Origin of the sequence: Labedaea rhizosphaerae (genome assembly GCF_004362825.1) — a bacterium.
GTDB lineage: Bacteria > Actinomycetota > Actinomycetes > Mycobacteriales > Pseudonocardiaceae > Labedaea > Labedaea rhizosphaerae.
Genome location: NZ_SNXZ01000009.1, coordinates 1 through 14,601, shown reverse-complemented (window position 1 = coordinate 14,601; position 14,601 = coordinate 1). Strand labels below are relative to the sequence as shown.

Annotated in this window: 13 protein-coding genes; 6 read left to right on the top strand and 7 right to left on the bottom strand. The window is 71.7% G+C overall.

The features are described 5' to 3' along the window. Positions 1 to 3 precede the first annotated feature (3 nt). Together EV186_RS34995 and EV186_RS34990 are read right to left on the bottom strand one after the other, a co-directional pair. On the bottom strand, positions 4 to 2,565 hold the full coding sequence (locus EV186_RS34995; RefSeq protein ID WP_133853827.1) for an ABC transporter permease: 2,562 nt from the start codon (positions 2,563 to 2,565) through the stop codon (positions 4 to 6). After that, positions 2,562 to 3,323, bottom strand: coding sequence for an ABC transporter ATP-binding protein (locus EV186_RS34990; protein ID WP_133853975.1), 762 nt, complete (start codon positions 3,321 to 3,323; stop codon positions 2,562 to 2,564). The genes EV186_RS34995 and EV186_RS34990 overlap by 4 nt, the downstream gene beginning before the upstream one ends. 100 nt (positions 3,324 to 3,423) lie before the next feature. Between EV186_RS34990 and EV186_RS34985 the strand changes: the two genes are divergently transcribed. Genes EV186_RS34985 through ribA form a run of 5 tightly spaced genes read left to right on the top strand, consistent with a single transcriptional unit; the run spans position 3,424 to position 7,251 of the window. Then, positions 3,424 to 4,380 (top strand): zinc-dependent alcohol dehydrogenase, encoded by a 957-nt coding sequence (locus EV186_RS34985; RefSeq protein ID WP_243754471.1) that lies wholly within the window; start codon positions 3,424 to 3,426, stop codon positions 4,378 to 4,380. A gap of 15 nt (positions 4,381 to 4,395) precedes the next feature. Next, positions 4,396 to 4,794 (top strand): 6-pyruvoyl trahydropterin synthase family protein, encoded by a 399-nt coding sequence (locus tag EV186_RS34980; RefSeq protein ID WP_133853825.1) that lies wholly within the window; start codon positions 4,396 to 4,398, stop codon positions 4,792 to 4,794. A gap of 14 nt (positions 4,795 to 4,808) precedes the next feature. Further along, positions 4,809 to 5,786, top strand: coding sequence for a glycosyltransferase family 4 protein (locus EV186_RS34975; protein WP_341816014.1), 978 nt, complete (start codon positions 4,809 to 4,811; stop codon positions 5,784 to 5,786). Continuing rightward, entirely contained in the window at positions 5,774 to 6,664 is an 891-nt protein-coding gene (locus EV186_RS34970) for a lysylphosphatidylglycerol synthase transmembrane domain-containing protein (RefSeq protein WP_133853823.1), read from the top strand. Before EV186_RS34975 ends, EV186_RS34970 begins: the two co-directional genes overlap by 13 nt. Continuing rightward, positions 6,661 to 7,251, top strand: a complete 591-nt coding sequence (gene ribA, locus EV186_RS34965) for a GTP cyclohydrolase II (protein WP_133853822.1) — start codon at positions 6,661 to 6,663, stop codon at positions 7,249 to 7,251. The genes EV186_RS34970 and ribA overlap by 4 nt, the downstream gene beginning before the upstream one ends. Here the strand turns inward: ribA and EV186_RS34960 are convergent. The 5 genes from EV186_RS34960 to EV186_RS34940 are packed head-to-tail and all read right to left on the bottom strand — an operon-like array spanning position 7,242 to position 13,198. Then, the gene (locus tag EV186_RS34960) at positions 7,242 to 7,937 is read right to left on the bottom strand and encodes a creatininase family protein (protein ID WP_133853821.1); all 696 of its coding nucleotides are present in this window, start codon (positions 7,935 to 7,937) and stop codon (positions 7,242 to 7,244) included. The two genes, ribA and EV186_RS34960, sit on opposite strands and share 10 nt — an antisense overlap. Then, positions 7,934 to 9,562 carry a class I adenylate-forming enzyme family protein gene (locus tag EV186_RS34955; protein WP_243754469.1) on the bottom strand — a complete coding sequence of 543 codons (1,629 nt, stop codon included), beginning with the start codon at positions 9,560 to 9,562 and terminating at the stop codon, positions 7,934 to 7,936. Before EV186_RS34955 ends, EV186_RS34960 begins: the two co-directional genes overlap by 4 nt. Next, on the bottom strand, positions 9,559 to 10,497 hold the full coding sequence (locus EV186_RS34950) for a winged helix-turn-helix transcriptional regulator (RefSeq protein ID WP_208115939.1): 939 nt from the start codon (positions 10,495 to 10,497) through the stop codon (positions 9,559 to 9,561). Before EV186_RS34950 ends, EV186_RS34955 begins: the two co-directional genes overlap by 4 nt. Positions 10,498 to 10,501: 4 nt before the next feature. After that, positions 10,502 to 11,974: a carotenoid oxygenase family protein gene (locus EV186_RS34945; protein ID WP_133853820.1), complete on the bottom strand. Its 1,473-nt coding sequence runs from the start codon at positions 11,972 to 11,974 to the stop codon at positions 10,502 to 10,504. Positions 11,975 to 11,977: 3 nt separating this feature from the next. After that, positions 11,978 to 13,198, bottom strand: coding sequence for an acetyl-CoA acetyltransferase (locus EV186_RS34940; RefSeq protein WP_243754468.1), 1,221 nt, complete (start codon positions 13,196 to 13,198; stop codon positions 11,978 to 11,980). 268 nt (positions 13,199 to 13,466) lie between these two features. Here EV186_RS34940 and EV186_RS34935 point away from each other — a divergent pair, with 268 nt between their 5' ends. Continuing rightward, positions 13,467 to 14,513, top strand: coding sequence for a hypothetical protein (locus tag EV186_RS34935; protein ID WP_133853819.1), 1,047 nt, complete (start codon positions 13,467 to 13,469; stop codon positions 14,511 to 14,513). The last annotated feature ends 88 nt before the right edge of the window (positions 14,514 to 14,601 follow it).

The following is a 14,601-nucleotide window of genomic DNA, read 5'->3' as shown; positions in this document are numbered from 1 at the left end:
GCCTCACTCGTCCGCGGCGACGGCCTCCGCCGGACGGCCCCGTGTCGCCAGCCACGCCGGCAGCAGCGTCCCGAGGTAGACCAGGGCGACGGCCGCGCCGACCACGCCGAGGTAGATCCCGAACGGCCCCGACGGGATGGGCGAGTCGTTGACCAGCAGGCTGAACGGCACCAGCGTGGTCATCGACACGAGCGTGCCCAGCACGAGCCCGACCAGGGCGACCAGCCCGGCCTCCACGGCCATCATCCGCAGCACCTGGCCGCGGTGCACGCCGGTGAGCCGCTGCAGGCCGAACTCGCGCCGCCGCCGGGCCGTGCCCATCACCTGCGTGTTCACCACGGCGATGACGGTGTAGAGCGTGATCATGCCGACCATCAGGTAGTTGACCCAGGCGCCGACCTGCTGCTGGTCCAGGTTCGCGGCGAGCATCGCGTCCCGGTTGCCGACCGCCACCCCGGGACGGCCGGCGACCGCCTGCCGCAACGCACCGGCCAAGGCCGCCTGGTCGACGCCGGGCTTCGCGCGGACCAGGATCTGGTTGGCCAGGCCGCTGGTCGTGTGCTGGGCGAGCAGGTCGGCGGGCAGCAGGAACGAGTCGAAGCCTGGCTTGGTGTCCAGCAGCGCCACGACGGTCAGGCCGGCCACCGCGCCATCGCCGAGCCGCACCGACATCTTGTCGCCGACGTGCAGACCGAGATCGCCCGCCCGGCCGGTCGGCAGGGCGATGGTGTTGCCGCTGAGCTTGTCCAGCGCCCCGCTCCGCACGGTCGCCGCCACGGTCTGTGCCGCCGCGGCGCCAGTGACGCCCTGGACCGGCGTGCCGTCCTCGGCGTCCGATCCGTCGTCGAACGGTTGCTGCACCCACACCTTGCTGGTGATCAGTTCCGACGCGCCCGCCACCTGCGGCAGCTTGGCGATGGCGGGAAGCACGTCCGGCGCGAGGCCGCCGGTGCCCGACGTGACGACGGCGTCCGCCCGCAGCGACTCGGTGAAGGCGCGCTGCTGCGCGTCCACCTGGGTGGTCTGCAGGTAGATCATGCCGGTGGCGATCCCGCTGGCCAGCATGATCGGCGTGACGGCCGCCGCGACCCGCACGGTGTTGGCCCGCGCGTTGGCGGTCGCCAGGTAGCCGGGGATGCCGGTGACCAGCCGCAGCGGCCAGCGCACGATCGCGACCATCACCCGGGTGACGCCGGGTGAGATCATGGCCAGGCCCAGCGCCCACACCAGCACGGTCGGACCCGCGGTGCTCGCGGCGATCGGCCCGTCGAACACGGTCAACGTCACGATCATCAGGGCGGTGCCGCCACCGAAGGCCAGGACGGCGAGGACCAGCCGGACTGGTCCGAGCCACCGCCGCGGCACGGCGGCCTCGCTCAGCGCCTCGGTCGGCCGGGTCGTGGCCGCCTTGCGCCCGGCGACCAGCGCGCCGAGCACCGCGATCAGCAGCGCGGCACCGGCCGCCACCACCATCGGGACCCAGCCCTGCCGGTACTCCATGACCCGCGGCACGATGCCGTGCTCGGCCAGCTGCCCGAAGAGCCAGCGCCCGAGGGCGTTGCCGGGCAGGCAACCCAGCGCACCGGCGATCAGGGCGATCACGGCGGCCTCCCCCACCACCATCCGGCGCAGCTGCCGCGGGGTCGCGCCGACGGCACGCAGCAAGGCCAGTTCCCGTTGCCGCTGCTGCAAGGACAGGGCCAAGGTCGCCACCACGACGAAGATCGCGACCATCACCGACATGCCGCCGGAGACGGCGGACAGGACGATCAGGTTCTCGCTGTCGAGGGAGAGTTCGGGGAACTCCAGCAGCGCGCGGTCCGCGCCGGTGCGCGCGACCAGGCCCGGCGCGACCGCCGAAACCTTGTCCGCCAACGCGTTCGCGTCCGTGCCGGGCGCCGCGAGCACCCCCACCGCGTCGATGCGGCCCGGGTGCCCGGACAGGGTCGCGGCGGTGGCGTCGTCGAAGAACACCGCGCCGTCCCGCGTCGGGGCCGGTGCGGTGGCGACGCCGGTGAGCTTGTAGGAATGCATGACGCCACCGACCACAATGGACACCGGCGAGCCGATCGGCACGCCCGCCGCCAGACTTGGGTCGAGCACGACCTCGCCGGGACCGCGGGGTGCGGTGCCGTTCAGCGTGAACGGCGCGAGCGCGGCTGAGGACCAGCCATGGCCGTAGACGGCACCGTCGCGCAGCGGGCGGTCGTCGCGCACGGGCACCGCCGCGAACGACACATCCGCGACCGCGGCCGCCACCCCCGGCACCGCGGCGACCTTCGACACCACGCCCGCGTCCAGCCGGACGCGCTCCGGCAGGGTCGCGGACCGGAACTTCTCCTTGTCGTCCTCGTCGGGGTCGTTCTTGGCCACTTCGAGGTCCTGGTTCCCGGTGACCACCACGGCCGCCGCCGCGAGCCGCTGGGGCTGGGCCGAGGCGTGGATCCCGGACTCCATCAGCCCGCCACAGGCGAGCACCGCGGCAGCGCCGAAGAAGATCGCCACGAACGTGCCGATCATGCCGCCCGTGCGCCGCCGCAGCGTGCGCAGTGCCAACGCGATCATCGGGTCGCCCCCGCCGGCTCTGCCGCCCACGCGCCCAGGTGCGTCATCCGTTCCGCGACGGCGTCGGCGGTGGGCTGGCGCAGCTCCCCGACCAGCTTGCCGTCGGCGAGGAAGAGCACGCGGTCGGCGTAGGACGCGGCGACCGGGTCGTGGGTCACCATCACCACGGTCTGCCCGGCCTGCCGGACGGTCTCGCGCAGCAGCCGCAGCACCTCGCGCGAGGTGCGGGTGTCCAGCGCGCCGGTGGGCTCGTCGGCGAAGATCACGGCCGGCTGGGTGATCAGCGCGCGGGCGATGGCCACGCGCTGTTGCTGCCCGCCGGAGAGCTCGCCGGGCCGGTGGTTCACCCGATCGGCCAGCCCAACCCGGGCGAGCGCGGCATCGACCGCCGGGCGCGGGACGCGCTTGCCGGCCAGGCGCAGCGGCAGCGTCACGTTCTGCCGCACCGTCAGGGCCGGCAGCAGGTTGAACCCCTGGAACACGAAGCCGATCCGGTCCCGGCGCAGCGCGGTCAGCTTCTTCTCCCGCAGCTGGACCAGCTCCTGGCCGTCGAGGACCACGGAGCCGCTGGTCGGCCGGTCGAGCCCGGCCGCACAGTGCAACAGCGTGCTCTTGCCGGATCCCGAAGGCCCCATCACCGCGGTGAACGTGCCGACCGGGAACTCGACGCTGACCCCGTCGAGCGCCACGACCCCGCGCCCGCCCCTGCCGTACACCTTGCGGACCCCGTCGAGCCGGACCGCCGCATCGCTACTCATCACGCATTCGACGCTAGGCAGCACAAGGCCACGTGCCGAGGGTGCTGGATGCCGAACGATGGTGGGTCTAACCCCACCCTCGCCGTGGTATCCGTGGAGAGTGGACGACGAAGCGTTCTGGGTGCGGGCCCCTGGCCAGGGCGAACTACGACCGGTGCGGCTGCCCGACCCCGGGCCGGACGACGTGGTGGTGCGCACGCTCTACTCGGCGGTCAGCCGGGGCACCGAGTCACTGGTCTTCCACGGCAAGGTGCCACCCAGCCAGCACGCCGACATGCGGGCGCCGTTCCAGGAGGGCGAGTTCCCGGCACCGGTCAAGTACGGCTACCTCAACGTCGGCGTCGTGGAGCACGGCGAGCTGCGCGGGCACACGGTGTTCTGCCTCTACCCGCACCAGACCCGCTACGTGGTCCCGGCGAGCGCTGTGACCCTCGTTCCCGACGAGGTCCCGGCCGAGCGCGCCGTGCTGGCGGGCACGGTCGAGACCGCCGTGAACGCCGTGTGGGACGCGGGCCCGATGCTCGGCGACCGGGTGGCCGTGGTGGGGGCGGGGATGATCGGGGCGAGCATCGCGGCGGTGCTGGCCGGCTTCCCCGCCATCCGGGTGCAGCTGGTGGACGTCGATCCGTCGCGAGCCGACCTGGCCGCGGCGCTGGGCGTCGAGTTCGTGACGCCGGATCAGGCCCGCGGCGGCTGCGACTTCGTGGTGCACGCGAGCGCCACCGAAGCGGGGCTGCGGCGCTCGCTCGAGCTGCTCGGCCCGGACGGCGTCGTGCACGAGCTGAGCTGGTACGGCGACCGGCCCGTGCGGGTGCCGCTCGGCGAGTGGTTCCACTCCCGGCGCCTGGCCGTGCGGGCCAGCCAGGTGGGGGCCATCGCGGCCAACCGGCGCGGGCGCCGCGGTCACGCTGAGCGTCTTGCCCTGGCCATGGAGCTGCTCGCCGATGATCGCTTCGACGCGTTGGTCGCCAAGGAGTGCCGGTTCGCCGACCTGCCGAAACTATTCTCCGGTGAACTACCCGCGCTCGCCACGCGTGTTATCTACGACCACAGGTGAGCGAGGAGCAAACGGATGTTCAGCATCACGGTCCGTGACCACGTCATGATCGCGCACAGCTTTCGCGGCGACGTCTTCGGCCCCGCGCAGCGACTGCACGGCGCCACCTACGTGGTGGACGCCGAGTTCCACCGCGCCGAACTGGACGCCGACAACGTGGTGGTGGACATCGGGCTCGCGACGGACCAGCTGAGCGCCGTGCTCGCCGACCTGAACTACCGCAACCTCGACGAGGAGCCGGCGTTCAGCGGGATCAACACCACCACCGAGTACCTGGCGAAGGTGATCGCCGACCGGCTGGCCGACCGGATCCACGGCGGCGCGCTGGGCGAAAGCGCCCGCGGGATCGCCGAACTCGTGGTGACGTTGAAGGAATCCCACGTGGCTTCCGCGACCTACCGGCGCACGCTGTGACTCCCGTATTCGTTGTGCCGGCCGATGTCGACGACCGGGCGTATGCCAGCGGTGGCAACACCTACGACCGCCGGATCGCGCAGGCCGCGGGCCTGCCGCTGGTCCGGGTCGATGGCTCGGAGGACTTGGCTCGGGCGTTGGCCGAGCTGCCGGACGGCGCATCGGCCGTGCTCGACGGTCTGGTGGCCTGCCCGGCGCCGGAAGTCGTTGTGCCCCAAGCAACTCGCTTGCGACTGGTGGTGTTGCTGCACCTGCAGCTGGCCGACGAGACCGGCTTGGCGCCGGAGGTGGCGGCCGACCTGGACCGGCGGGAACACGAGGCCTTGCACGCCGTCGACGCCGTCGTGGCGACCAGCGCGTGGGCGCGGCGGCGGGCGATCGAGCACCACGGGCTCGCGCCGGACAAGGTGCGGGTGGTCGAGCCGGGCGTCGACCCGGCTCCGCTGGCACCGGCCGGGCCCGGGAACCGGTTGCTGTGCGTGGGATCGCTGACCCCACGCAAGGGCCAGGACCTGCTCGCGGCCGCGCTGACGGAACTGGCCGAGCTCGACTGGTCGTGCACCTGTGTCGGTTCGCTGCACCGCGATCCCGGCTTCGTGGCGCGGCTGCGCGTGCCCGCCGGTATGACCATCGCCGGCGCGCTGTCCGATGCCGAGCTGAACGCACGCTACGACACGGCGGACCTGCTCGTGCTGCCCTCGCGCGGCGAGACATACGGGATGGTGATCACCGAGGCGCTGGCCCGCGGGATCCCGGTGCTGGCCACCGCCGTGGACGCGTTGCCGGACACCGTGGGCGCGTCCGGGTTGCTCGTCGCACCGGACGACGTCGCCGCGTTGCGTGACGCGCTGCGCGCCTGGCTGACCGACCCGGAATTGCGTGCCCGATTGCGTGCGGCGGCACGGTCGCGCCGGGACCGGCTCTCGGGGTGGGACGAGCCATCGCGCCTGCTCCGGGCCGTGCTGACCGGGGAGCCGACATGGTCGCGATAGCCGCACCGGCACCGGCCCCACCGGCCGTCCGAATCCCGGCCGGTGCCCGGATCTGGCCGTGGGTTCGTGTGCTCGGTGGTGCCGCCATCCTCGGCATCGCCGCCTGGAAACTGGGCACCGGTTCCATTGTGGACGGACTGCGGGCCGTCAACGTCCTGTCGGTGGCGGCCGCGCTGCTGATCGGCTTCGGCACGACCGTGCTGTGCGCGCTGCGCTGGCGGATCGTGGCCGAACGTCTGGGCACCCGGTTCCCGTTGCGCCCCGCCGTCGGCCACTACTACCGGGCGCAGCTGTTGAACAACGTGCTGCCGGCCGGCGTGCTCGGCGACGTGCACCGCGCTGTGACCCACGGCGTGCCCGCGGTGGTCGTGGAGCGTTCCGCCGGCCAGCTCGTCGTCGTGGTCGCAGCCATGGGCGCCATCGCCACGGGGCCGGCCCTGGGTGGTCTCACCGGCTGCCTGCTGATCGGCGTCGGCGTCATGGCGGCGGCACTGGTCGTCGGCTGGCTCCTGCTCCGCAAGGAGCGGCGAAGCGCCCTCGGCGGGGTCTTGCCGCCCGTGCTGGGGCTTTCCGCGGCGGCGCTCGCCGGGCACCTCACGTTGTTCGTGATCGCCGCGCACGCGACCGGGGTCACCGCTTCGGTCGGCCAGCTGGCGCCGCTGCTGATCATCGCCCTGCTCGCCATGGGGCTGCCGCTCAACGTCGCCGGCTGGGGACCCCGCGAGGGAGCGACGGCCGTCCTGTTCGGCGCGGCCGGGCTCGGGTCGGGGGCGGGCCTGAGCACCTCGGTCGCCTACGGCGTGCTCAGCCTTATCGCGAGCCTGCCCGGCCTCCTGGTGCTGCGGCGCAAGACCCGGTCATCGAGGGCTGGGTCATGACGACGAGGCGCGGCGTGGAGATCCGGTTGCCCACCCGCTACGGCGAGTTCCGGGTGATCGGCTACCTCGACGGCTCCGGGCACGAGCACCTGGCCCTGATCCACGGCGACCTGACGGCCCAGCCCGTGCTGACCCGGCTGCACTCGGAATGCCTGACCGGCGACGCATTCGGTTCACTGCGGTGCGAGTGCGGTGACCAGCTCACCGCCGCGTTGGCCGCGATCGCCGCCGCGCCCGACGGGATCCTGATCTACCTGCGGGGCCACGAGGGCCGGGGCATCGGACTGCTGGCCAAGCTGCAGGCCATGCGGTTGCAGGAGGAAGGGCTCGACACCGTCGAGGCGAATCTGGCGCTGGGCCTGCCGGTCGACGCCCGCGACTACCGGGTCGCCGCCGACATCCTGCACGACCTCGGCGTCTGCTCCGTGCGCCTGCTGTCGAACAACCCGGCGAAGCTGAACTCCCTGCGCGACAACGGGATCCACGTGGCCGACCGGGTGCCGCTGCTGGTCGAGCCGAACGCCGAGAACCTGCCCTACCTGCTCACCAAGCGCGAGCGGATGGACCACTGGCTGCCTCACCTCTGAAACGCGGCCAGCACCTCGGCGAACGCGGCGACCAGGCTCGCCAACGCGGCCGCGCCCTTGGCCGCCGATGCCAGGGACGGCCGCCCGACCACGCCGGACTCGGTGTAGGCGGCCATTCCGAGCGTGAGCAGCAGGTTGCGGTCCGGCGCGAGGTGGTCGTGCTCGGCGTACTGCGGGTCGACCAGTTCCGGCCGCGCGTGCAGCAGCAGCGACGTTTCCAGCTCCCCCGCGTGCATGTCGAGGTCCGGCCCCGTCTCGACGCCACCCTCGGCCCGCGCCCGCAGCCAGTCGACCTCGGTCGGGAACAACGCCATGGCCCCGCGGCTTTCCTGCACCACGTTGCCCAGCACGTAGTTGCCGCCGTGGCCGTTGACCAGGACCAGCTTGTCCACACCGGACTCACGCAGCGACGCGGCGATGTCGGTGACCACGGCCGCCAGCGTGGTCGCCGAGATGCTGACCGTGCCCGGCCAGCCGGCGTGCTCGTGCGAGCAGGAGATGGTGATCGGTGGCAGGCGCAGCACCGGGTAGGCCGCGGCGATCGCGTCGGCGACCGCACACGCCACCACCGTGTCGGTGGCCAGCGGCAGGATCGCGCCGTGTTGCTCGAAGCTGCCGATCGGCAACACGGCGACAGCGGGGCGCACGGCTGCCACCTCGGTGCTCGTGGTCGAGGGCAGGATCACGCGAACCGTGCCCGCAGCTCGCGCTTGGCCACCTTGCCGGTCGGGTTGCGCGGCAGCTCGGCCACGACTTCCAGGCGTTCGGGCAGCTTGAACGAGGCGACCCCGGCCTCGCGCAGGTAAGCCACCACCATGTCGAGGGTGAGCGTCGCGAACGCCTCGGGCACCACGACCGCGCAGACCCGTTCGGTCAGGATGGGGTCCGGGTAGCCGATGACCGCGACGTCGGCGATCGACGGCATCGCGCCGAGCATGCCTTCCAGCTCGGCGGCTGAGATGTTCATGCCGCCGCGGTTCACGATGTCGTTCGCCCGGTCCACGTACCGGAGGAACTCCCCCGCCTGTCCGGCGATCTCGAACACGTCGCCGGTGCGGAGGTATCCCTTGTCGTCGAACGGGTCCGGCACCTTGCCGGGTTCGCCGTGGTATCCGGCGAACACGGTGGGGCCCTTCAGCCGCAGCTCGCCCGGCACGCCCGGCTCGGTGATGTCCGCACCGCTGCGCAGGTCGACCAGCCGCAGCGACGTGCTGTCCGCGACCGGCGACGTCCACGTGAAGCCCGGCACGCCGTAGCGCGGGAAGTACGACGCCCGTTGCACGGGGTCCGGCACGTCGACCGGGCTGGTGACCAGTGCCGTGCCTTCGTTGGAGCCGAAGAAGTTCACCACGCCGATGCCGTGCGTCTCCTGCCAGCCACGCACCATGTCCGGTGGCAGCGGGGCCGCGCCCGAGCCGATCAGCCGCAGCGACGAGATGTCCACATCGGACAGGATTTCGGGCTTGGCCAGCAACAGGCTGAGCAACGCCGGCGGCGCGACGGTGTACGTGATCCGCTCGGTCATCACCTGGCGCAGGAACGTCGGCAGGTCGAACGGGTGGTGTTGCACGAGCACCGCGCCGGTCAGCAACCACGGCAGGAACACCCCGGAGATCCCCGCCATGTTGACCATGGGGAACGGGTTGAGCAGCACGTCGCCCCGGCTCACCTGGGCGGAGCCCGCCGTGCCCCGGCCGATGGCCAGCCAGTCGTAGGCACAGCGCGGCACCCCCTTCGGGGCGCCTTCGGTGCCGGATGTCCAGCACAGCGTCACCGGGTCGTTCGGGTCGACCGGGTGCGACCTGACCCCCTCGCCCGTGTCCGGCCGATCGTCGACGGTCCACACGGGAATGTCGAGGACCTCGGCCGCTTCCACGGCGTGGGCCCGCTTACCGATCCGGCGGGTCGTGACGAACCCGACCGCGCCGGCGGACGCGGTGAGCCCGCGCTGCTCGTAGGCGCGGAACTGCACGGGCAGCGGGCACACCACCACGCCGAGCCGCCACGCCGCGAAGTACACCGCGACGAGCTCGACGGTGTTCGGCAACTGCACGGCCAGCACGTCGCCGGCGCCCAGGCCGCGCCGCACCAGCCCGGTGGCCAGTCGGTCCACCTCGGCCGCCAGCTCGGTCCAGGTCAGCCGCAGCGGTTCCGTGCCGACCAGGTCCAGCTTGTTCGCCGGGTCGACGACCGCGAGGGCGTCCGCGCGCTCGGCCACCCGGGCCCGGAACAGATCGTCCATCGTGTCCGGGGTCCACCAGCCACGGGCGGTGTAGTCGGCGACCCGCTCCGGCGGGTGCAGGCCGGTCACCGGCTGCCCACCGCGGCGGGCGACAGCTCGCGGATGTCGGCACCGGCCAGGGCCTGGTCGCACTGGTCGCAGTGCAGGGACGCGGCGAACTCGTGGTCGTCGCGGTGGATCAACGTCAAGGCAGGCCCTTCCGGTGAGACGAACCACTGCGCACCCCAGCGCAGGCAGCAGGCGATGACGCCGAAGAAGTCGCGGCCCTGCTCGGTCAGGAAGTATCCGCCGTCAGGTCCGGCGGCCAGCGCCCCCGACTCGGTGAACGTCCGCAGTCGCTGGGACACGACGGGTGCGGGTGCGCCGGTCAGCTTGCGCAACTCGCCGAAGCGGTGGGTACCCAGCATGATCGCGCCGATCAGCGAGACCGCCCACCGGTTGCCGATCAACGCCAGCGTCGCGGCGAAGTCGCCGCTGCCCGAGGCCGCCCCACGCCGGCGGGTCGGCACCTTCGGCACCGAGCGCCGCCACGACCAGCTCGGCCCGAACCGCCCGCACACGTCGTCCAGGTTCGCCGGTGCACCGCACGTGCCGCAGTGCAGCCGCGGGTCGGCGATCTCCCCGCACGCCGCGTGGCGCATCAACGGCAGGTGCTCGGCCTGGCCGGGCACCCAGCGCCGCTCCCACGCCCAGATGCCGATCAGCACCGGCCAGAGCCCCGCGCCGCGCTGGGTCACCACGTACTCGTAGCGGCGCGGGGCCGTTGTGTACTCCTCGGCACGCAGCAAGCCGTAGCCGGTCAGCATGCGCAGCCGGGCGGCCAGCATCGCATCGGAGATGGGCAGCCGCTCCCGCAGCTCGCCGTAGCGTTGCGGGCGCCCGGACAGCGCCTGGCGCATGATCAGCAGCGTCCACTCGTCGGCGGTGATGCCGACCGCGTACGCGACCGCGTTGTCCCCGCCCGGTTCCAGCAGGCTCGGCTGGTCCGGTGGATGGATCACCACCGTGTCACCATCCCGGCAGTTCCGCGCTCGACGCCCACGTCGCGTGGGTACCACTCGACACCCGTTCCGGGAGCCGGATCCGTGCGACCGGCCCGTCGGCGATGTTCGCCGCGTCGAACACCAGGCATTCGGAAAGGTCGCGGTTCACGTCCGTGGTGATCGTGATCAGGTAACCGTCGTCCTCGTCCACGCCACCCGGTCGCGGCGCCATCGCGGTCTCGCTGCCGAACACGCCTGGACCGTAGCGGTAGCGCTGCTCGGTTCCGGTCAGCACGTCGTGGCGCACGATGCCGTCGAACAGGAACCAACCCGGTTCACCTGAGCTGGCGTAGGTGTAGCGGTGGCCGCGGCCGCCGACGTTCGGGTTGATCATGCCGAACTCGGTGAGCGAGCCGGAGAGCTGCTCCTCACGGACCTCGCCGGTCACCAGGTTCAGCCGCCAGCGGTGCAGGCGGGTCTGCATGCCGTCGATGGAGAGCATCCGGAACATCCGCGCGTAGCGCTGGTCGCCCGGGAAATGCGCCTCACGTCCTTCCGGATCGCCCTGGAAGAACCCGTCGAGCACGATCTCGTCGCCGTCCTCGTAGGCGTTCACCCAGTGCAGGACATACGTGGCCGCGGCCTCGAACCACCGGATCTCGCTGCCGTCGCCGTGCCGCGGCAGCACGCCGAGCCGCATCGGCAGCTCCGGGTGGAACCGGACGGCGTGCACGCCGCCGGCCAGCAGTTCGGGCTCCCAGAACAGCGGGCAGTCGTTGAGGATCGCGTAGTTCTCGGTGAACGCCATGTCGTGCGGCAGGCGGGGGCCAGGCAGGTCGATCCCGGTGTAGTGCACCAGGCGGGAGTCCGCGTCCACCACGCCGTAGTTCAGGTACGGCGTTTCCTTGCTGTAGTTGAAGAACAGCAGCTCACCGGTGTGCCCGTCGACCTTGGTGTGCGCGGAGACGCCGCAGCTCGGCGCCCACGGAGACTTGCCGAGCGTGTCGAGGGTGAGCGGGTCGAGCCGGTAGAGCTCACCGCACTGGTAGAAGCTGGTCAGCGCCTGCCCCGCGTGCACGACCACGTCGGTGGACGAGGCGTCCTTCATCCGGCCCCGCGCGCCCCAGCCGTCCTCGCGCAACGCGTGCTCGGGGTGTTCGGCCAGCCCGGCCCACAGCGACTTGCCCGCGTCCTGCTCGGCCAGGAACCCGTCGGTGCGGACGAACTTGTTGCGGTAGAACGCCTTCCCGTCCCGGAAGCCGACCACGTGCACCATGCCGTCGCCGTCGAACGGGTGGTAGGCCTCGAACGCCGGGTGCACCGGGTTCTCGGTGTTGCGCAGGTAGACGCCGGCGAGGTCCGCGGGCAGCTCGCCGACCACCTCGAGGTTCTCGGCCGCGCGCTCCACCCGCTGCGGGCGCCACGGCCCGCTGCGGTACGGGTGGTCGTCGTCCTCGGGCAGCGTGCTGAGCACGTGCCCGAGCACCTCCACGTCCATGCCTCAGCCCTCCCCCACGCCGACGACCAGGCAGACCGTGGTCGTCGCGCTGCCGCCGATGTTGAGCAGCGCGAACCGGTTCGCGCCCGGCACCTGGTAGGACCCGGCCCCGCCGACCACCTGCTTGTGCACGTCCAGCAGCATCCGCACGCCGGTGGCGCCGACCGGGTGACCGCCGCCGATCAGGCCGCCACCCGGGTTGACCGGCGTCCGGCCGTCGCGGGCCAGCGCCCCCTCGGCGACCGCCTGCCAGCTCGCGCCCGGCTCGGTGAGGCCGAAGTGGTCGAGCGCCAGGTACTCCGACATGGCGAAGCAGTCGTGCACCTCGATGCCGTCGAGGGCGTCCACGCCGATGCCCGCCCGCCGGTAGGCGTCCTCGATGGCGGCCCGCACGTGCGGCAACACGTAGGGCTCGTCCTTGCTGCGTTCGAGCTTGCGGCGCAAGGACAACCCGGCCGTGCGGTGGCCCCAGCCCTCGATGGTCGAGATGTCGGCGGCCGCCTCGGGGTGCGCCCGCAGGTAGCGGTCGGACACCAGGACCACGCCGGCCGCGCCGTCGGTCATCTGGCTGCAGTCGTTGCGCCGCACCCGGCCCTCGACCACCGGGTTGGCGTCGTCGTCGCTGGTGAACGCGGTGTCGTCGAAGGTCCACGACCGCGTCTGCGCGTTCGGGTTGTCGCGGGCGTTGCGGTGGTTGAGCTCGGCAATGGCGTGCAGGTAGGTGTCGTCGAGGCCGAAGCGGCGGTCGTACTCGTCGGCGAGCTCGGCGAACATCGCCGGCCAGAGGAACCGCGCCTGGTCGCCCTCGTGTCCCACCCACGCGGCCGCGCCGAGGATGTGCGCGGCCTCGTCGCCGGGCACCGTCTTCTCCAGCTCGGCGCCCAGCACCAGTGCGCAGTCGTAGCGGCCGGCCTCCAGGTCGGCCATGGCGGCGAGCACCGCGACGCTGCCGGACGCGCAGGCCGCCTCGTGCCTGCTCGCCGGGACGCCCCACAGCTCCTCGCAGACCGTGGCCGCCATCGCGCCCAGCTGACCTTGGCCGCAGAAGAGCTCGCCGAAGGCGTTGCCGACGTGGATCACCTCGATGTCCGAGGCCTGGATCGCGGCACACGCGAGGGTGCCGCGCACTGTCTGGCGCACCAGGTCCGAGAAGTCGTCGCCCGCTCGGGACCAGTTGTGCGCGAAGTCCGTCTGGTAGCCGCCAAGGACGTGTACCGTGCCCACGGGTCGCAGAGTACAGACAACAGAGTGAGCAGGCCAGACGGCATAACGGTGGGTTCGCCGCGCCTTCTCTGACCGCCACCCGTCTTGCCGCGGGCAGCCTCCCGTCACCTTCGAGCGACCTCGTTGCCCACCAGGACAGCTTTTCCTGACCGTGGAACCGGCCGGAACAGCGCTGATCGAGTGGCCTGGATCGAGAAGCCTGGATGCCACTGGCGACCCCGCAACTTCGCCACCGCCCCGGTCCGCTGACCACCGGAGGGACGTGTCCATGGACAGCCAAGTCACGGAACTGCTCGTCGAGTTCACCACCCGGCTCACCGAGTGGAACGAAGAAGTCGACGACCCGGAGCGGTTCTTCGCCGTCGTCCACGCCAACGCCGATGCCGAAGCCGCGGAACTCCAGTCCGCCTTCGACCGGGAGGGATTCGGGCGCGCGGGCGAGGTGCTGATCACCTGCGTCGACGAGACGGGACAGAGCGATCTGCTCGGCAAGGTGGCCGGGGAAAGCCTCGACGAACTGGTCCCGGAGTTCAAGCAACTCGACGAGGCCGCTCGCTCGGCCGGTGATGCGAGCGAGGAAGTCGCCGGCTCTTCGGGAGAAGCCGAGTTGTGGCAGCAGGCGGTCGACCAGTTCGGACCGCAGTGGGTGAACTGGGACGGCACCGAAGAAACCTGGGCCCAATACCGCGACTGGTTCTACCAGGTCACCAACGCCGTCAACCCGGACCTCTACGCCGTCGCCTACCAGCACCTCGACCCGCTCAACGCGGACGATCCGGCGACCCGGATCGCCAAACTCAAGGAATTCGGCTTCGACGTCAGTGGCATCCAAGCCACCGCGCCCGAAGCCGCCGCGGCGCCGCCCGACGAAGCCGAACTGTGGCAGCAGGCAGTCGACCAATTCGGCCCGCAGTGGGTGAACTGGGACGGCACCGAAGAAACCTGGGGCCAATACCGCGACTGGTTCTACCAGGTCACCAACACGGTCAACCCAGACCTCTACGCCATCGCCTACCAGCACCTCGACCCGCTCAACGCGGACGACCCGGCAACCCGGATCGCCAAACTCAAAGAATTCGGCTTCGACGTCAGCGGCACCGAATCCGCCACGGGCCTGCTCGACGAGGAAAAGGTGGCCGAGCTCCACCAGGAAGTCAGCACGATCGTCGAGGAGGCATTGCCGGACGGGGCGGCCCAATACGTCACCCGGGAGCGGATCGACGCCCTGGTCAGCGAATTCCCCGAAGCAGCCAACCTCGACCCGGACCAGCTGCGGGCGGTCATCAAGGACGCATGGGAACTGGCGAACGCCTGAGAGACATCCCAGGAGCTGAAATGTCAAGCCGCAACGTTCTCGGCGTGATGCGACCAGGCGGTCGCCTCGTCGTAGAGGGTGCCGGTTG